17 protein-coding genes are annotated in these 17370 nt (G+C 44.4%); 10 read left to right on the forward strand and 7 right to left on the reverse strand.

The window, feature by feature from the left end; all coding sequences use genetic code 11:
- Positions 1-109 precede the first annotated feature (109 nt).
- Entirely contained in the window at positions 110-616 is a 507-nt protein-coding gene (locus MSP8886_RS19175) for a YceB family lipoprotein (protein ID WP_067019770.1), read from the reverse strand.
- Positions 617-625: 9 nt separating this feature from the next.
- Positions 626-1498, reverse strand: coding sequence for a mechanosensitive ion channel family protein (locus MSP8886_RS19180; protein WP_067019773.1), 873 nt, complete (start codon positions 1496-1498; stop codon positions 626-628).
- Between the two features lie 154 nt (positions 1499-1652).
- On the opposite strand from MSP8886_RS19180, the gene MSP8886_RS22840 reads away from it, so the two are divergent.
- A complete protein-coding gene (locus tag MSP8886_RS22840; protein ID WP_067019777.1) occupies positions 1653-2087 on the forward strand; it encodes a YebG family protein in 435 nt (144 codons plus the stop codon).
- Between the two features lie 100 nt (positions 2088-2187).
- Here the strand turns inward: MSP8886_RS22840 and MSP8886_RS19190 are convergent, their stop codons facing one another.
- Positions 2188-3249: a zinc-binding metallopeptidase family protein gene (locus MSP8886_RS19190; RefSeq protein ID WP_067019779.1), complete on the reverse strand. Its 1062-nt coding sequence runs from the start codon at positions 3247-3249 to the stop codon at positions 2188-2190.
- An 86-nt stretch (positions 3250-3335) separates the two neighbouring features.
- Complete coding sequence (locus MSP8886_RS19195) at positions 3336-5315, reverse strand: sensor domain-containing protein (RefSeq protein WP_083201049.1); 1980 nt, start codon at positions 5313-5315, stop codon at positions 3336-3338.
- A gap of 406 nt (positions 5316-5721) precedes the next feature.
- Between MSP8886_RS19195 and MSP8886_RS19200 the strand changes: the two genes are divergently transcribed.
- Positions 5722-7587 (forward strand): cation:proton antiporter domain-containing protein, encoded by a 1866-nt coding sequence (locus MSP8886_RS19200; RefSeq protein ID WP_067019784.1) that lies wholly within the window; start codon positions 5722-5724, stop codon positions 7585-7587.
- A 26-nt stretch (positions 7588-7613) separates the two neighbouring features.
- Positions 7614-8819, forward strand: a complete 1206-nt coding sequence (locus MSP8886_RS19205; protein ID WP_067019787.1) for an Aq_097 family APC-type transporter — start codon at positions 7614-7616, stop codon at positions 8817-8819.
- 43 nt (positions 8820-8862) lie between these two features.
- Here the strand turns inward: MSP8886_RS19205 and MSP8886_RS19210 are convergent, their stop codons facing one another.
- Together MSP8886_RS19210 and MSP8886_RS19215 are read right to left on the reverse strand one after the other, a co-directional pair.
- Positions 8863-9795, reverse strand: coding sequence for a 2-hydroxyacid dehydrogenase (locus tag MSP8886_RS19210; protein ID WP_067019789.1), 933 nt, complete (start codon positions 9793-9795; stop codon positions 8863-8865).
- Positions 9796-9797: 2 nt separating this feature from the next.
- Positions 9798-9995, reverse strand: a complete 198-nt coding sequence (locus MSP8886_RS19215) for a class II aldolase/adducin head domain-containing protein (protein ID WP_245659153.1) — start codon at positions 9993-9995, stop codon at positions 9798-9800.
- A 367-nt stretch (positions 9996-10362) separates the two neighbouring features.
- On the opposite strand from MSP8886_RS19215, the gene MSP8886_RS19220 reads away from it, so the two are divergent.
- From MSP8886_RS19220 to MSP8886_RS19250, 7 genes are all read left to right on the forward strand, one after another.
- Positions 10363-11043: a thermostable hemolysin gene (locus tag MSP8886_RS19220; RefSeq protein ID WP_067019792.1), complete on the forward strand. Its 681-nt coding sequence runs from the start codon at positions 10363-10365 to the stop codon at positions 11041-11043.
- Positions 11043-12512, forward strand: coding sequence for an AMP-binding protein (locus tag MSP8886_RS19225; RefSeq protein ID WP_067019796.1), 1470 nt, complete (start codon positions 11043-11045; stop codon positions 12510-12512). The genes MSP8886_RS19220 and MSP8886_RS19225 overlap by 1 nt, the downstream gene beginning before the upstream one ends.
- Positions 12509-13195: an iron-containing redox enzyme family protein gene (locus MSP8886_RS19230; RefSeq protein WP_067019799.1), complete on the forward strand. Its 687-nt coding sequence runs from the start codon at positions 12509-12511 to the stop codon at positions 13193-13195. Before MSP8886_RS19225 ends, MSP8886_RS19230 begins: the two co-directional genes overlap by 4 nt.
- The gene (locus MSP8886_RS19235; protein ID WP_067019802.1) at positions 13192-13998 is read left to right on the forward strand and encodes an SDR family oxidoreductase; all 807 of its coding nucleotides are present in this window, start codon (positions 13192-13194) and stop codon (positions 13996-13998) included. Before MSP8886_RS19230 ends, MSP8886_RS19235 begins: the two co-directional genes overlap by 4 nt.
- A gap of 14 nt (positions 13999-14012) precedes the next feature.
- Positions 14013-14651 (forward strand): tetratricopeptide repeat protein, encoded by a 639-nt coding sequence (locus MSP8886_RS19240; RefSeq protein ID WP_067019963.1) that lies wholly within the window; start codon positions 14013-14015, stop codon positions 14649-14651.
- A gap of 210 nt (positions 14652-14861) precedes the next feature.
- Positions 14862-16274 carry a DUF945 family protein gene (locus tag MSP8886_RS19245; RefSeq protein ID WP_067019805.1) on the forward strand — a complete coding sequence of 471 codons (1413 nt, stop codon included), beginning with the start codon at positions 14862-14864 and terminating at the stop codon, positions 16272-16274.
- 101 nt (positions 16275-16375) lie between these two features.
- Complete coding sequence (locus MSP8886_RS19250) at positions 16376-16738, forward strand: hypothetical protein (protein ID WP_083201051.1); 363 nt, start codon at positions 16376-16378, stop codon at positions 16736-16738.
- A gap of 57 nt (positions 16739-16795) precedes the next feature.
- Here MSP8886_RS19250 and aroQ read toward each other — a convergent pair whose 3' ends face one another.
- Positions 16796-17326 (reverse strand): gamma subclass chorismate mutase AroQ, encoded by a 531-nt coding sequence (gene aroQ, locus MSP8886_RS19255; RefSeq protein WP_067019808.1) that lies wholly within the window; start codon positions 17324-17326, stop codon positions 16796-16798.
- Between the last annotated feature and the right edge of the window lie 44 nt (positions 17327-17370).

Below are 17370 nucleotides of genomic sequence, written 5' to 3' on the forward strand. Positions count from 1 at the left end.
GAACGCCCTGAGCGTTGGTCAAAAGCAGAAAGAAACTGGCAGCCAATAGGTGATGTGGAATTAAATCCAGAGCAACACAAAGACGCTGCCTAATTATTTTAGGCGACAACTACCTTGAAAAACGCCGGTGTTGATTAAAATAGTTCGTTAACGCTTTTTCCAAATCCCCATTTAGAGACCCCAGCGTGGAACGTAACAACTGGTCACTGAATTTAGAACCATAAACTTCAATGTTCGTTATTCTAGGAGAAACAAGATAGATACGATTCTCATCTAATCTCACACCGGATGATAGCGACGGTTTCACCTGGGTACTGAAGGTAAAGCTCTGCCCAAAGGCGTTGACCTTACCCGATAACAAACACACCATATCGACTAACGCCATTCCACCGTCTTTTTCGGTTAAATTCACCTGCACACTTTTTACCTTGAGCGCCATATTCAAGGTGCCATTATCCTTTAAACCAAGCGCTATTTGACGCTCTTTTCCTTGTGCGATTTCCTTTTTAATCGCCTCATTTAACTGCGCTTGTGTGACGCTTATACCGTTCGTACATCCACTCAGAAACAAACAAAAAAAGACCAGTGTACAGGCTGCAATAACACGACGAATCATTCTAAGCTCCTAAGCTGTTTGGGACTTTTGTAATATTTTAGCCCGTTTTTCATACCAAAAATGCATAAAGTCTTCGGTGACTTTTTGCTCAATATCCATCGCTTCATTGGTTGGGCAAAATAGCGATATGGTGAACTGGGTATGCCCCTCATGGGAGGTGGTAATGCGAACCCGTGGTTCTGGCCCTGATATTTTAATATCGAGACGCTTTTCAATCAGGCTGTTATAGCGAATGGCAACCCCATGGAAGTGCTCACTGTATTCCTTCAACTTATCCAAAATGGCTTGCTTTATTTCAAACAGGTTCACATCATCAGCTTGTCTCGTAATGGCAAACACATGGGTGACATAACGCCGCATGTAGTTCAAATTTTGCACAGTACTCGTAAGTAATAGGCTATTCGGCACAACCGTGGTACGTCCTGTATAACCATAACTTCCACCCTTCAAATCCACTTCAAATAGGGTCGTGGACAACCAATCACTGTCAGTCACCTCGCCTTCGAAATTACCAATCCTTACCCAATCCCCCACTTGGTAAGGCCGAGTACTCGCGCGATAAAACGCACCCACGATACAAGAAATAAATTCCTTCGTTGCCACGACCAAGGCAACCATGAAGGCAGCAATAGAGATCGCAAGGTTTTGTAATTCAGAGGACCAGATTAAGATAAACCCAACCACTAAAAAAAGATTAAATATATTATCAAGCGTGTTAATCCGCTGACGCTTTTTATCATGCTCAAGCGTAGGGTGACGACGTATCACCCGTCTTGTATAACGACGGACAATATAAGAAATAAGCGCCCAAGCAATGGTTAATACGATTTCAACGTGATCTCTAATGATCGTCGTATCAAAGTGTGAAATTTCAATTGGCATAACGTTCGGATTCCTTCATTTAGGGCGCTACTTTAGCACTATCAGCCCAATCAAAAAACAATGTAAAGCAGTAAGAATTGAAAAGAAAAAAAGCTAGACACTGACAGAAATAGTACTGTATATTTAAACAGTACTATTTTTCCCGAGGTGGATTATGCCTGTTGTTATTAAATACGTTGTAGCACGTGATGGAATTGAAAAAATGACCTTTACCTCAAAAGCCGACGCCGATGCCTATGACAAAATGCTAGACACTGCCGACGCACTTTACGAATTATTGGATAACAGTCATTTAGCTGGTGATCACAATCAAAAAGAAGCGTTATCACTGTACTTAGCCGAACATAAAGACGAATTGCTAGAGGCGTTGGGAGCAAAGCGCAAGACGGCATCGAAAAGCCAAAAAAAGAACAACAATGCGCCTCAAAAAACCAATCACAGCACACCATTAGAGCTGGCTCACAAAGAGGCTAAAAAGCCCCTTGAAGATCTTGTCATTGAACCAGATGAAGATGCCTTTTACGAAGAACCAGACATCATAATTGATGAAGAAGAATTAACGGGCTACACAGATAGCGATGCCGCCTAACAATACCTGATAAGGCATTTTGTTATGGCCAAAAGTAGAAATAAGGTTTGAGAACGGTCTACGTGTAGACTGTTCTCAATACAGCAAGCTCACAAAAAGGCTAGCTGGTATGCACAATACGATGAATAAACGCCAGCTTTTCTCGTACTTTTGGCACCAACACAAAGGGGTATAAATCCGGTTGTCCCATACTTCGGTTCAAATTATTCACAGCAAAGGTCAACGGCAGATATTGGGCAATGATATCCTCAAAATTAGCATGGCAGTAAGGGTCAATGTTAATAGTCGCCGCTAAACCTTGATGCAGATTATTCGGAGGCGACATACTAATACCAAATTCGCTGGCCGTTTCTAAGGTATCAACAATATGCAGGTAGTGCGCCCAAGTTTCGGCCCAGTCTTCCCAAGGATGCGAAGAGGCATAGGCACTAACAAAGCTGTCCTGCCAATTTTGAACAGGGTTTTCATAATGCTTGCGCAGGGCGTCAGCGTAGCTTGCACGCTCATCTCCAAACAAAGCCCGATAGTTTGCCAGCTCAATATCATTCTCAGCGATTAACTGATCCCAGTAATAATGCCCCACTTCATGTCGAAAATGACCTATCAAAGTTCGATAGGACTCCTTCATGTCCTCACGCATTTGCTCTCGTTCTGCACTGTTTGCTTCGGATGTATTGATGGTCACTTGTCCAAGGGCATGACCCGTTGTGGACTGTGCGTTCACAGGAACCGCATTCTCTTCGGAAATAAAGTCAAACGACAATCCCTCTTCTGGGTTCTCTGCTTTATTTAATATAGGGAGCCCTAATTTAATTAACGAGTACACCAAGCGATGCTTAGCAAACTCGAGCTTTTGCCACTCGTCACGCTGCTTGACGCGTTCTAGATTGGGAATATGGCGATTCAGCTGACAAGCTTCACACAAGGTATCAGGACTATCCACCAGCCAATTACAAACAAAATATTGCGCATTTTTACAGTAATACCACTTTTTAGCAGGCATATTGGTGTCTGCTAGCGCATTAAAACCAGAACCATCTGGTTTTAATGCGCTCAAGACCATTGGGGTAGATAAAAAACCTAAAGAAGAGCCGCAGCTCTCACATAAAGTATTTTCAAATAAAACCGTTTGAGAACATTGCTGACAGGTAAAAATTTTCATAATGCCTCTTCGTCTAAGACGGTAAGCTCATTGCTATAACGTTCGCTTGATTACTCGCTGTCCAACACGCCATCCAGTGATATGTACTATGGTTTGGGAGGATTAAATAAATAGTCTGTAGCCTGATCAATGGACATAGGTTTGCTAAACAAATATCCCTGCAACTCATCACAGCCATGATCCGCTAGCCATTGAGCAGTGGCCTCATTTTCCACACCCTCGGCAACAATCTGAGCACGCATTAACAAACAAATACTAATGATCATTTTAACCAATTGTGGGTTATCGGGAAGGCTGGCAATTAGGCTACGGTCAATTTTAATAAAATCAAAAGCGATGTCATTTAAACGTGCAAAGTTCGAATACCCCACGCCAAAATCATCCACCGACACTCTAACACCTAAATGGCGAAGCTGCTGAAGATTCTTAATAACCACCACATCTCCCTTTGTTAAAGCGGACTCAGTCAGTTCCAATTCTAAACTATTTGGTGCACAGTCATTTTCATCCAACATACACTCCAAGTTTGTCACAAAATCTTCTTTAAACAATTGGTTGATCGACACATTCACAGACACAGCCACATCCTTTCCTAACACATGCCAATGGGCAATCTGCTTAATCACTTCACGCAATACCCACTCGCCTATTTGTGTCATCTGTCCAGAACGCTCACACAGATCAATAAAGCTATCGGGATACATCAAACCACTCTCTGGATGATTCCATCTCAACAGCGCTTCAAAAGAAACTACGGATTTATCTTTGGCGCTAACTCTTGGCTGGTAATGCAAAACAAATTCATCATTACTAAGCGCTTCTTTTAGTTGTGCAAGCAAAGTATGCTCATATTCGAAGGCTTCTCGCATAGCGGCATCATAGAGACAATACTGGTTACGCCCTAACGACTTAGCCTGATACATAGCAATATCTGCCGACTGCATCAGTTCCTCTAGACCTGCTCCATGGCTAGGATAGGTCGCAATACCAATACTCGGCGTCACTTTTTTCGAGCGATTTTTTACTGTGATCGGCTCGGACAATAGTAGCAATAAGCTTTGAGCAAATTCTGCTAATGCTTCTCCATCATTTTCTCGAGATGTCAAAATAAAAAATTCATCACCACCAAGCCGCACCACCGAGTCACAAGGGCCGCATAGAGAAGACAAGCGCTTCGCTACTTCCACCAATACACGATCCCCTTCAGCATGCCCCATTGTGTCATTTATCGCCTTGAACTCGTCCAAATCAATAAACAATACAGCAATGGTCTCATTATCTTGTCGCGTCGCTTTGATAAATTTTTCAAAAATATAAGGTAGAGCATGGCGATTCGGTAGATTGGTTAACGAATCCAATAGGGCTCGTTTAGAGGCTAAAGCCTCGGCTTCTTTCAATTTGCTGACGTCAGTTGCACTAATCAACACCGATGGCTGACCTGTCACTGGATCGTGACACGCCCTTGCGGTCAATTCATGCCACCTTTTACCAGAGACAGTATGCACCAAGGCGGTCGTTTCCCCCTCTCCTTGTTGCTCCACCATCTGCATCAAGCGGGTATAGTCACGCTTAAAAACAAAACGCTTTGACAATCCCTGTTGACTGTTCTCGACAAACTCGCGCGCTGCCGGATTTAAATATAAATTGGCCCCTTCAGAGGTATGCAGTGAAATCATTAAATGCGTATGCATCAATGCATCTCTCCCACGGGAAGCCTCAGGCGTAGCACGCTGAATTTCCTGTCCCTCGCACAGCATAACAATTCGTCCATTGTCCATTTTAATCCCTGTGTAGCGGATATTTAAGCTCACAGGTTTGCCATCTGGGTACAAAGTCCATTGTTCATAAAACTCGGCATCACACTCTAAAAAATCCACTAAATATTGCTTTAAACGGCGCTGCACTGCAGGAGACATGTCCGTCGCCAAATCTCTTGCTCGAAGCGAGTCAATATCAGGCGCATTCCAAACAACAAGCGCCGCTGCATTGGCAAAAATAACCCGGGAGTTCTCTACATCAAACACCCACACGGGTAAGTTAATTTGTTCAAATATTTTAGAGTACAATATGAGTATCCAGGTAAAATTAAGAATAATGAGAATAGGCTTTAGCTGTCAGAGGGCTTGTTCGTACCTTAACTTAACGATCCCAACGAAATAATAAGACAAGCCTATTAATGACGATAAAGAAACGGCCTGCTTTAAATGGTAAGCATTGAGTTGATTATAGATGAGTCACCTACTCAGGGCGAGCTAACCACCCTGCCCTACAACAAATAGCCACTTTTTTTTACCTAAGGTCTATACTTCACAACACATTGCTAACAGCCTCTATCTAGCTCGTAACCCTAAAGTCATGATGAATCGCAAATTCCAGTAATAAAACCTAATTTTGTTCTCATATTTCCCTTTATAATAGGACACTTAGGCGTCGAGCTTAGCTTCCGCACCTTTTACTTTTAGAGCCTTTAGAATGACAGACACTCTCCTTCTCGCTTTTATTTTCCTCGTGGCAGGTATAATAGCTGTGCCCCTTGCTGCTCGGCTTAAACTGGGCTCAGTACTGGGCTATTTACTAGCAGGCATTGCTATTAGCCCCTTGCTCTCATTGCTACAGGTCGATCTCGATTCTATTCAACAATTCTCAGAGCTTGGCGTTGTCATGATGCTGTTTCTCGTCGGTTTAGAGCTCAAACCTCAAAAGCTCTGGGAAATGAAAAGTCGTTTAGCAGGCTTAGGTGGTGGACAAGTTGTCTTAACAACCCTATTGGTCATGGGAAGCGCCATGTTGCTAGGACAACCTTGGCGTATTGCACTGACCATCGGCATGTTATTTTCTCTATCTTCCACGGCGATCGTATTGCAAACACTGGGCGAAAAGGGCCTGATGCGCTCTGATGGCGGTCAGTCTTCTTTTGCCGTGTTACTTGCACAAGACATCATTGTCATCCCCATGTTAGCACTTTTACCACTGCTGGCCACACCAGACTTATTAGCTCACTTGCAACAAGCCTTTACCAGTTCAGGGGCGAGCCACCATAGCAACTTACTTGGCGACTTTAATGCTTGGCAAAAAACCCTCATCACTTTAGCTGCCATTGGCTCAGTAATTTTAGGAGGCAACTTTCTGGTGTCGCCGATTTTGCGTTTTATTGCCACAGCCCAACTGCGTGAGCTATTTACCGCTGCTGCCCTTATGTTTGTTATCGGCATTACCTTACTTATGTCTGCGGTCGGTCTGTCTCCCGCATTAGGTACATTTTTAGCTGGCGTAGTGCTCGCCCGTTCACCTTATCGTCATGAGTTGGAAAGCAATATCGAACCGTTCAAAGGTCTGCTGTTAGGACTGTTCTTCATGACAGTCGGTGCTGGTATCAACTTCCACTTATTGTTCAGTCAATTTGCAACTATTTTAGGTCTCACGGTGGGGCTCATTCTGATTAAGGTTTTTATTCTTCGCTTACTCAGCACCGTCTTTCATATTCGTGGGGCAAATAAGTGGCTGTTCGCCTTGGGCTTGGCGCAAGCCGGCGAATTTGGTTTTGTGCTGTTGTCTTTCACTGTTGCTAATGGCATTTTACCCAAAGCGATCGCGGATCAGTTGCTCTTAGTGGTGGCGTTGTCGATGTTGCTGACACCAATGCTGTTTATCATTTATGACCGACTAGTGGCCCCCCGTTATCTAACCGATCATCCAGCGGGGAAACACGAAGACATTCCGGATAGCAACAAAATCATTATTGCTGGCTCAGGTCGAGTCGGCAGTCAAATTGACCGAGTCATTCGTCTAGCAGGCTATGATTCCACCGTCATCGATTTTAGTGTGAAACGCTTGAAGGCTTTACAGCGTTTTGGTGTAAAAAACTACTTTGGCGACGCTACACGTCCAGAACTTTTGGAAGCGGCAGGCATTAAAGACGCCACCATTTTGATTGTCGCCATTGATAATCCAGAACAGATATCCAAGCTAGTGAAGTATGTTATTGGCACTTACCCACACGTTCACATTATTTCCCGAGCGTTTGATCGTCATCATGTTTATGACTTATGGTCTTACGGATGTCGCGATATTGTGCGTGAAAACTACGATAGTAGTTTACGCATGAGCCGTTCTGTTTTAGAAACACTGGGAAGCTCACGACAACAGGCCGAAGAGATCATTGAGCTGTACAATAAACATGATCAAATGGCCATGGTGTCGGTGGCAGATGCTCATAAAACAGGCGTACCAGCCCATGAAAATGAGGCTTACATCAAACGCATCCGACAATATTTAGATCAACAGGACCCCTCGTTAAAGGCTCAGATGAAAGACATTCTGAATAAAGAGGCGCATTAGTTTTAACAAAAGGAATAGGCACCACGATGTTGAATTTTTATATTATTGCCATTGCCCTAGTGGTCACTCTCTTTCTGGCCTTTTCCCGTAAGCTCGCCCATTCTGAGGGCTGGAAAGCCACCGTCACACCATTGGCTTCAATTATGGGCAGTGGCTTTTTGGTAGTGGCTCCGTTATTGGCAGAATCCGTAGGCTACTTTGCCGTGCTGTGCATGGGCTTATTGCTTATTTTAGCCTATGCCGTGGGCAGCGCGATCCGCTTCAACATTCGTCACTTTGAGCCCATCGAACACCAGAAGGGCCCTGCTCAGGCCGTTTCCTTTGTCTCTCGCATTGTTTTAGCAGGCGCCTATTTTATTTCCGTTACCTATTACCTTCAGCTGCTGTCGGCATTTTTACTCAAAGCTTTTGGCTACGAAAGCGACTTTGTGGCAAACATTATCACCACACTGATTTTGACCGTTATCTGTAGTGTGGGAATGTGGCGCGGCTTAGGGGAATTAGAGAAAATCGAAACCTACGCGGTGAGCTTAAACCTTGGCATGATCGCCGGGCTGCTCTTCTCACTCGCGGTATATAACCTTCATCTTTTCCACTCTGGCCAATGGCATTTACCCGCCCTAGACTCCCGTATCGACTTACACGATTTACGTGTGCTGCTAGGGCTATTAATCGTGGTACAAGGTTTTGAAACTTCTCGCTATTTGCAAAGTGAACATCCTGCTGAGTTACGTATCAAAACCATGCGCATCGCCCAGTGGATTTCAGCGGCCATTTACCTAGTATTTTTAACCCTGATGACCGTCTTATTTCATAAAGGTATGGGGGCCGATGTCACCGCGATTACCAGTATGGTGGCACCAGTGGCAGTGCTATTGCCTATCTTAATTTCTGTCGCCGCGATTGGCAGCCAATTCTCCGCCTCCGTTGCGGATACCTCGGGGGCGGGCGGATTGGTGGTCGACATCGCACGCGAAAAAATTCCTGTGCGTTATGCCTATATGCTGATTTTGATCGTCACTATTTTCTTAACCTGGGCCACCGATGTGAATGGCATTATCGCCTATGCCTCACGGGCATTTGCTCTGTTCTATACACTACAATCCGCCGTCGCCGCCATTGTGGCACTGCAAACGAAATCAGTCGAAAAACACACCAAAAAAGCGGCTCTCTATAGCGTGGTTTCATTGCTTTGCTTAATGGTGTTTTTATTCGGCGTGCCATCGGCTTAATAATAGAGCTGTTAGGATAGTCAAGAGCCGAATGGGGCTTGGTTTAGTAGCCATGATCAAGGTTGATGGGGTTTAGCAATGCATCCCCTCGTAAAAACCTCGCGGCATTCTCTGCAACCTGATCCACTACGACGGTTTCCCCCGCATCGGAAGCCATATGCGGGGTAATCACTATCCCTTGAGTTGTCCAAAGCGGGTTAGTTTCTGGCAAAGGCTCTTCGTCAAACACATCCAACATGGCACCACGCAAATGGCCACGTGTAACCGCTTGAATCAGATCCGCTTCTTTCACATGACCACCACGACCACAGTTAATCACATAGGCTCCTTGCGGAAGCTGATCGAATAACTTGTGACTTAAGATGCCTCTTGTCACCGGACTTAAAGGCAGCAAGTTAATGAGAATATCGGTTTGACCAAGCATGTCGGACAAAGAGGCTTCCCCCGAATAACAGGTGATATTTGCCATCGCCTTTTGGCTTCGGGACCAGCCAGAGACGCTGTAACCCAAGTCCGCTAAGCCTTTTGCAACGTATTCCCCTAATGCTCCTAGCCCGAGGACCGAGACACGAATGTCAGACGCGGCCTTTTGTTTATACCGTTGCCAACGATTTTGTCTTTGATTCAAAGCGGCAAGATCAAAATAACGATGAACATTCAATACGCCCCACAGAACATACTCAAACATGCCCTGCTTCTGACGCTCATCAACAATGCGACAAATGGGCAAACCAGAGCTTAGCAATGATTCCCCCAAATGATCGACTCCGGCTGACAAAGCATGGATAAACTTGATGTTAGGATAATTCGTTAAAAGCGTATCATCTGGGAACCAACAGGCGGCTACCTGCACCTTGTCTGAACCTGGCTGTCCAGGCAGTAGAACATCCACCTCAGGATGTCGTTGCTGAAACGCCGCTATCAATTGCTCGGTAAACGCCGCATCATTGTTAGCCAATAAAATAGGTATCTTCATGTTTACTCTCGGTACGATGGATCAATACGGTCTAACTTTCTTAGCCATGCCTGCCAAACCAAATGACGTTCATGCGCTACTTTCTTAAACTGCTCGCATACATAGCTTGCTAACGTTTCAGGGATAGTAGAAACGGGCGTTAGACTGGCCATTTGCGCGGCTGCGAGTTGAATCTCACACGCTTTGTTTAAGTAATACATAATTTGAAAGGCATCGGCAACCGTTTCCCCTACGCTCAGCAAATCATAATGGCAGATAATGAAACTAGCGTGATTTGAACCCGCTTTTTGACATCAAAAAGCCATTTTGACGCAATTTAGGCCCTCATTATATAAAAAGTTCATTCACTTTTTTATTAAGAAGATATTCTAACCCTCGCTCTTTTCCTGCTTCTCATCATTTTTTATTCAAATAATTCAATTAGTTAAAAATTAAATCGGACAAATTAAAGCATATTTTTTTCATAAACCTTTTTTTCACTAGGCTCCCTTTACTGTAAAAACAAGCAAACTCTTTTCCTTTTCATCTGAGTCGCTTACCTGAGTTAACTTGCCAAGTGAGACCATTATGCAGTCATCCAATGCACTCTATGTAATGCCAGAGCAATCTCTTATTCCCACGCCAACTCTGCCTTACGAGTTTCTTTCTGCTGCCATGGAAGACCCAAAAAGAATAAACCTAGAAGCCTTTGTCCAAGAAGGCTTCGCCAAAAAATACCAAGCTCATGTCACAAACTTTATGCCATTGTTGTTAGGGATTCATGCACAACGCTTAAGAGCGGTAGTGGGCGTAAGACGAGCGACTCAACCTCTTTTTATTGAGCAATATTTACCTGTTCCCATTACCAATATGCTGCAAAAACATGGTGTTTGGACACAGCGTCATGCCATAGCTGAACTGGGTAACTTATACAGCCAGAACCAACGCTTTACCTTGCCTTTATTAATGACGGTGGTGATGAGTTTATATCTCTCTGAGATTCAATATTTAGTCTTTTCAGGCACAGATAAAATTCGTCAGCTATTAGAGAAACTCAAGCTCAAACTCACCTTTTTAGCGGATGCAGATCCTAGCAAGCTGCAAGATCAGTCCAATTGGGGAAACTATTACACCAGTCAGCCAAAAGTCATGTTTATTGATGTGGCAAAAGCAGTCGCAACGGCGTTAATGCAACCCGAGTTACAAGCACTGTTTGGCCTAGTTCAAGCCAATCATTCAGCACTTTTACAACAGATGAGGACGCTATAATGTGGTACTTTTCTTCACCGGATTGGGCCAATAAAATTGCCTTAGAATCCTCCCGACAGTCGCTGACCTATCAGCAATTGGCAGACGCTGTCACCGCTCATCAGACTTGGTTACAAGCGCAATCCATCCAAACGCTTGCAATCGCTATGGACAACTGTGTGGAATGGGTATTATTTGACCTTGCCTGCCAACAAGCTGGCCTGTGTTGTGTTCCCGTCCCCAGCTTCTTTAGTCCAGCACAAACATCCCATTTATTAACACAAAGCGGTGTTGAACTGCTGTTAACAGAAGATTCATCGGAGCAAACAAACGAGACGCCTTTTCAGCAGGTGTTCATGCAGCGCTTTCAAGTCGATACACCACCAGTCATGCCTCAAGGTACTCACAAAATCACCTTTACTTCTGGCACCACGGGCAACCCAAAAGGCGTTTGTTTAAGCACTCAGTCACAGCAAAATGTCGCACAATCCTTAGCCGAAGCCGTCGCGATTCCTCAAGTTCGTCATTTGTGTTTGTTACCCTTAACGACCTTATTAGAGAACGTAGCAGGGGTCTATGCACCGCTGCTGGTCGGCGGCACGGTTATTCTTGCTAGTCAATCTGATCGCGGCTTTAGCGGAAGTCGGCTCACTCAGCCACAAAACATGCTTACGCTTATCAGTCAGCAACAGCCCCATAGCGTCATTTTAGTACCGGAGTTGCTGTCTCTATTCATCGGTGCTTGCATCCAAGGCTGGCAACCACCAAGCTCTTTGCAATTTATCGCAGTCGGAGGTGGTAAGGTAGCCCCAGGTTTATTGAATAAAGCACGCGCTTTAGGCTTGCCCGTTTATCAAGGGTACGGACTATCAGAATGTGCGTCCGTTGTAGCGCTCAATACCCCCCAAGAAGAGCTGTTATCGAGCGCCGGAAAAGTCTTACCACATAATCAATTGCGCATTGAGGATGATGAACTCATCGTCTCAGGGAACCTCTTTTTAGGTTATTTAAATCAGCCAGATAGCTTTTATCCTCAAGAAGTCCACACAGGCGACTTAGTCCGCTTGGATCAGCACTTCTTAACCATAGAAGGACGTCGCAAAAATGTGTTGATTAACTCCTTTGGCCGTAATATTTCACCAGAATGGGTAGAAGCAGAGCTGATGGCAACGGGCTGTTTTCGTGAGGTACTCGTCTTTGGAGATGCACTGCCCTGCTGTGGCGCTTTATTAACACCCCTCCATGAAGCCATCAGCGAGCAGCAAATAGCGCACTGCCTTCAAACCACCAACCAAGGCCTGCCTGACTATGCGCAGATTGTTCATTGGATCACCTTGTCGCAGCCTTTTATATCGATAAACGGACTGGTTACGGCCACAGGCAAACCAATTCGAGACAAAATTTTAACGCACTTTCAACAAGAAATTACCGCCTTATATGCCTCTTCTTACGATAGTGCCTACCCCTCTTCCATAGGAGACATACGATGAACCTTTATCAACGCCTACAGCAAGAAACCCAAACAGCGCGCCACTATTTGGTCACATCCCCCATCATTGAACGTTGTTTTCATGGCACCATTACCCTTAACGACTACTTAGCCTTCCTGACCCAAGCTTATCATCATGTCAAACATACGGTGCCCTTGTTAATGGCGACGGGCAGCCGCCTTCCCGAAGAGAAAGAGTGGCTGCGTGAGGCCGCGGGGGAATACATCGAAGAAGAAATGGGACATCAAGAATGGATTCTTAACGACATCGCGGCCGCTGGAGGCGATAAAAACGCGGCCCGCCATAGCCAACCCAATGCATCCACAGAATTAATGGTAGCCTATGCTTACGACGCGATTCAGCGGCGTAACCCGTTGCGCTTTTTCGGCATGGTATTCGTACTGGAAGGAACAAGCATTGCCTTAGCGGATAATGCCGCACAACATATTCAAGATAAGCTAAACTTACCCCCACAAGCGTTTAGTTATTTGCGTTCGCATGGATCTCTGGATCAAGAACATATTGTTTTCTTTGAAAATCTCATGAATCAGATTACCGATAAAGAAGAACAAGATATGATCATCCACAGTGCCAATATGTTCTTTACCTTATATGCGAATATTTTTCGTGAAATAGGCCATGTAGATCAGCAGGTGAACGCCGAGTCCAAGGAGGCTAAATGAAAAAACAAGGTGTAAAAGGACTCTGGGCACAACAACGTTGCCTATTAACTGGAGCAACAGGCGGCATTGGTCAGGCCATCGCGAAAGAGCTCGCTGACAGAGGCGCCACTTTAATTCTACAAGGCCGAGATAAGCAGCGTTTAGAAACGCTTGCCCAGTCCCTTAAGGGTCAGCATCACATTCTCGTGGCGGATATCAACCAAGCAAATGACAGAGAAAAAATCCGTCAAACAATGGCTGAATCCGGCCCCTTCACCATGCTGATTAATAATGCAGGGGTGGGACAATTTTCCCCATTTGAGCAGCTTTCAGAGGAGGAAATCACCCACACCATTAGCACGAACGTCATTGCCCCTATTTTATTGACTCAAGCGCTATTGCCGCTTTTAAACCAACAACAGGCCCATATTGTCAATGTCGGCTCCACCTTTGGCAGTATTGGTTTTGCGGGTCAAACAACTTACTGCGCCAGCAAATTTGCGATACGCGGTTTCTCTGAAGCCCTCTATCGGGAATTAGCGGATACGAATATAAAAGTGTCCTATTTTGCCCCTCGCGCCACTGCAACAACAATTAACAGTGCAAAAGCCATGGCGATGAATAAACAACTTGGCAACGCCGTTGACTCACCAGAAACGGTAGCCCAAGCGCTTATTAGGCAATTGGAAACAGGCAACCCTCGTCAATTCGTTGGTTTCCCTGAACGACTTTTTGTCAAAATTAACGGCTCTTTTCCTAATATTGTAGATAAAGCTCTCTTTAAAAAGCTCTCTGTGATAAAACGTTTCTTAAACACACAATAAGAAGAGGTATGATTATGAAGTCCCTATTTGTTGCCCTTATAACCCTTGGCTTCTTGTCCAGCGCTTGGGCTCAAGACAACAACCCCCTGCTCGATATTCAACACCAATGGTCCCATATCAATTATCAAATGACGGATAACGATAAAAAAGTCGAGGCGTTAAAAACCTTGGCAACAAAAATGAAAGCCATGGTAAAAGCCGACCCAAACAATGCCGATGATTATATTTGGCTTGGTATTATTCAAGCCAGTACAGCCCAGGCAAAAGGAGGGCTTGGTGCATTATCTTTTGCTAAAGAAGCCAAGAAAAACCTCGAACATGCTATCAAAATCGATCCTAATGCTTCTGAAGGTAGTGCCTATACCAGCTTAGGTGTGTTGTACCATAAAGTACCTGGCTGGCCAATTGGATTTGGCAGCGACAGTAAAGCCAAAGAACTGTTACAAAAATCCATTGCGATTAACCCCAAAGGGCTGGATAACAATTTCTTCTACGGCGAATTTTTATACGACAATGGCGATTATAAAGAAGCCAAAAAATATTTAGAAATTGCTCAACAAGCAGCCCCAAGAGAAAACCGCCCCGTGGCAGACGCTGGTCGCCGTAAAGATCTCAACACTCTATTAGAGAAGGTAAACAAAAAGCTCCAATAGATAGCCAAGCATTTAGTGGCTGAAAAGGTGCCCTGACGGCGCCTTTTCATAGATCAATAACATTCTGTATTTAGCAATGATTCTCTATATTTAGACATGATTGAGAATTAAAATAGAACAATCTCAAAACTCACCGGCGCAATCCCCTCTTAGTCATGAATTCTCGCTAAAATGCGGCCATCTAAGACTGAAGACTCAAAGGAACTGTCAGTGAAAAAACTATTAATCGCTCTCCTCATCGCTATCGCAGCAGTGGCTGTCATTACTCCTAAAATAATGGGATCACAATATCAAAAACAATTAACCGATGTGGTCAAAACCATCAATGCGACTCCCCCTTATCATGCCACTATCGTCAAGTCGAAAAATGGCTGGTTTGGTTCTCAAACTACCCTACAAATTGAAGTGGACCTGAAAAAAGTCGATCCTGAGCTGGCTCACGAGCTGAAGCAAAGTGACTTTAAAAGCGAACTCACCCTTCAGGCTCACTATGGCCCCGTTATCATGGATAAGGGATTCAAGTTGGCGTTGTTTTCTTTCAATGGTCAAATCCAAGGGGACGACCTACGCAAAAGCATAAAATGGGACAAAAACACACCACTATTCACTCTATCAGGTCTTCAAACCCTTAGTGGAAAACTCACCTTCCAAGATACCATCGCACCTTTTACTGCAACACTGCCGTCAGAGTCTAAAAGCAATGTCATATTTAGTGGCTATCAAGGACATGGTAGCTGGGCAAATCACCACCTAACATACGACAGTAAACTAGACCATGCGTCCATCCAAGACGTTTCCACTCTGGAAGTAAAAGGGTTATCCACCACACTCAACTTTGATGGCGACTTAAAGGATTTAACCTCAGGTGGACTAAAAAATAGCGACATGACGATCAAAATGGCAGCGCTACAGGTTGACCCGCTATTCACGGCCAAAGGTGTGGTTTTCCAAGCCAACAGTCAATTAAATGGTGCTGACCAAGTGGGAAGCCTAGCTCTTAAAACCAATATTAACCAGCTTAACTCTCAAGATGAAAACGTCTCCAATTTTTCCATGAATGTCACCTTAAACCAATTGAACAATCAGTTTTTTAAAGATTATGTCGCCTTTAACCAACAACTTGACCCAAAAAATACCACTGATCGAACCCAAGCAATGACCCAGTTTATGCACGATCATATTGGTGAATTTTTCAAAACCACCCCAGAACTGGTGATTAATAACGTTAAGGGAACATTACCGAATGGCAAATTCAACGCCCAGTTCGATGGACACCTTACCGTCCCTCATGACAAAATGACTTTCGAGCAGCTCAGTCAACCAGACTACTGGCTGGCTAATGCCAACGTCAGCACAGCTATCAATGCGGATAAAGCACTAGTCAAAGATTTGGCCAAATTCGCTATTGAAGATCAGCTCGCTGATAATCCCAACATCCACTCACTGACCACACAAGAATACAATCAGTTAGTCAGCCATCAAGCGGACGTGCTGATTAAGCAAGCAATGGACCAAGGTGCTGTGGTAGTGAAAGATGGCATGTATCATTTAGATGTCAGCGTAAAAAAAGGCAAAGCCCTGCTGAACGGTAAACCATCAGCACTTCTAGACGGACAGAACTAATCTTGGATAACGCTTGAAAGCCATAATTAGCAGGCTTTTAAGCGTTATCTACCCGTACAGAGTCTCTGTATCGACTCGATAAAATAAAAAGGAGAAGAACCATGAACACCAAACTCAGTCTTCTATTTGGTGCGTTAGCCTTATCTGGATGTACGACAACGGATTCTGGAGCCAAACAAAACGTGGACACACCTCCTCCACCGACATTAATAGAGCACAGAAGCTGTAACGACGTATATGATTACCACCTGAGCAATCAAGATTTTTCACGTTTTGATGAAATGGCCCAACAACTGGCCCACGCAAGTGGCTGCTTTATCAGGACAAATTTAGCCAAGACGGGAGCGGTTAAAGTCCATTCTGTCGAAGGTAAAATGTCGATTCTTGCGGCCATAAAAACCGCCATCGCAGGCACCCAACTTAAGGTAGTTCATCACACACCTAAGACCATCACCATAGAATAAATATAGCTGGAGACCTTTGCTGGGTACGACGGGCAAAGGTCTCTTGTCCTTGTTCGATTACCGCTCCACTTTTTCAAGTGCATTGAACAACATGCGCTTATCAGACTCACTCAAATAACGATTGTTTACGGTTGCTTGGAAACGTTTCCAGTCACTGCTCTGAATACTATACCCCGTTTTTAAATACGCAGCTAACTCCCTATTCAACTCATTATTGAGTTTAATAAGTGCAGGTCGTACGCCTTTTTTAAGATCTCTTGGCGTCTGCTTGGTGGTTTTACTCAATAAATCCGCACGGTAACGATATTGAATGGCTTTAGCTGCGCTAATTTGAGCCTTGGTCAATCGCTCTACACTGTGAGCGTTTAAATGATACTGCTGCGCCGACTCTCCCGCCTTTTTAATCACGATTGCTTCTCTTGGCAGATCTTCAATGGCTTTGTGGTGCTGTGCCTTATATAAAGCCACGTCCTCCATATAACTCAAGCGTTTATTCATGGTAACAAAAATCGTGTGAACAGTTGGCGGGGTTGCAAAGCAAGAAAAAGAAGCAACGAACATCGTTACTAAAAGCATTTTTTTCAACATGACAGACACTCCGATTCACTAAAAGCATCATAATAGAGACATTT

Origin of the sequence: Marinomonas spartinae (assembly GCF_900089775.1) — a bacterium.
Lineage (GTDB): Bacteria > Pseudomonadota > Gammaproteobacteria > Pseudomonadales > Marinomonadaceae > Marinomonas > Marinomonas spartinae.

What these genes read in the sequence shown, in the direction of transcription:
- MSP8886_RS19230 (WP_067019799.1), top strand. Translation starts at nt 12,509, where the DNA reads ATGAACCTTTATCAACGCCTACAGCAAGAAACCCAAACAGCGCGCCAC.
- MSP8886_RS19175 (WP_067019770.1), bottom strand. Translation starts at nt 616, where the DNA reads ATGATTCGTCGTGTTATTGCAGCCTGTACACTGGTCTTTTTTTGTTTG.
- MSP8886_RS19215 (WP_245659153.1), bottom strand. Translation starts at nt 9,995, where the DNA reads ATGTATTACTTAAACAAAGCGTGTGAGATTCAACTCGCAGCCGCGCAA.
- MSP8886_RS19205 (WP_067019787.1), top strand. Translation starts at nt 7,614, where the DNA reads ATGTTGAATTTTTATATTATTGCCATTGCCCTAGTGGTCACTCTCTTT.
- MSP8886_RS19200 (WP_067019784.1), top strand. Translation starts at nt 5,722, where the DNA reads ATGACAGACACTCTCCTTCTCGCTTTTATTTTCCTCGTGGCAGGTATA.
- MSP8886_RS19240 (WP_067019963.1), top strand. Translation starts at nt 14,013, where the DNA reads ATGAAGTCCCTATTTGTTGCCCTTATAACCCTTGGCTTCTTGTCCAGC.
- MSP8886_RS19220 (WP_067019792.1), top strand. Translation starts at nt 10,363, where the DNA reads ATGCAGTCATCCAATGCACTCTATGTAATGCCAGAGCAATCTCTTATT.
- MSP8886_RS19210 (WP_067019789.1), bottom strand. Translation starts at nt 9,795, where the DNA reads ATGAAGATACCTATTTTATTGGCTAACAATGATGCGGCGTTTACCGAG.
- MSP8886_RS19180 (WP_067019773.1), bottom strand. Translation starts at nt 1,498, where the DNA reads ATGCCAATTGAAATTTCACACTTTGATACGACGATCATTAGAGATCAC.
- MSP8886_RS19190 (WP_067019779.1), bottom strand. Translation starts at nt 3,249, where the DNA reads ATGAAAATTTTTACCTGTCAGCAATGTTCTCAAACGGTTTTATTTGAA.
- MSP8886_RS19235 (WP_067019802.1), top strand. Translation starts at nt 13,192, where the DNA reads ATGAAAAAACAAGGTGTAAAAGGACTCTGGGCACAACAACGTTGCCTA.
- MSP8886_RS19250 (WP_083201051.1), top strand. Translation starts at nt 16,376, where the DNA reads ATGAACACCAAACTCAGTCTTCTATTTGGTGCGTTAGCCTTATCTGGA.
- aroQ (WP_067019808.1), bottom strand. Translation starts at nt 17,326, where the DNA reads ATGTTGAAAAAAATGCTTTTAGTAACGATGTTCGTTGCTTCTTTTTCT.
- MSP8886_RS22840 (WP_067019777.1), top strand. Translation starts at nt 1,653, where the DNA reads ATGCCTGTTGTTATTAAATACGTTGTAGCACGTGATGGAATTGAAAAA.
- MSP8886_RS19225 (WP_067019796.1), top strand. Translation starts at nt 11,043, where the DNA reads ATGTGGTACTTTTCTTCACCGGATTGGGCCAATAAAATTGCCTTAGAA.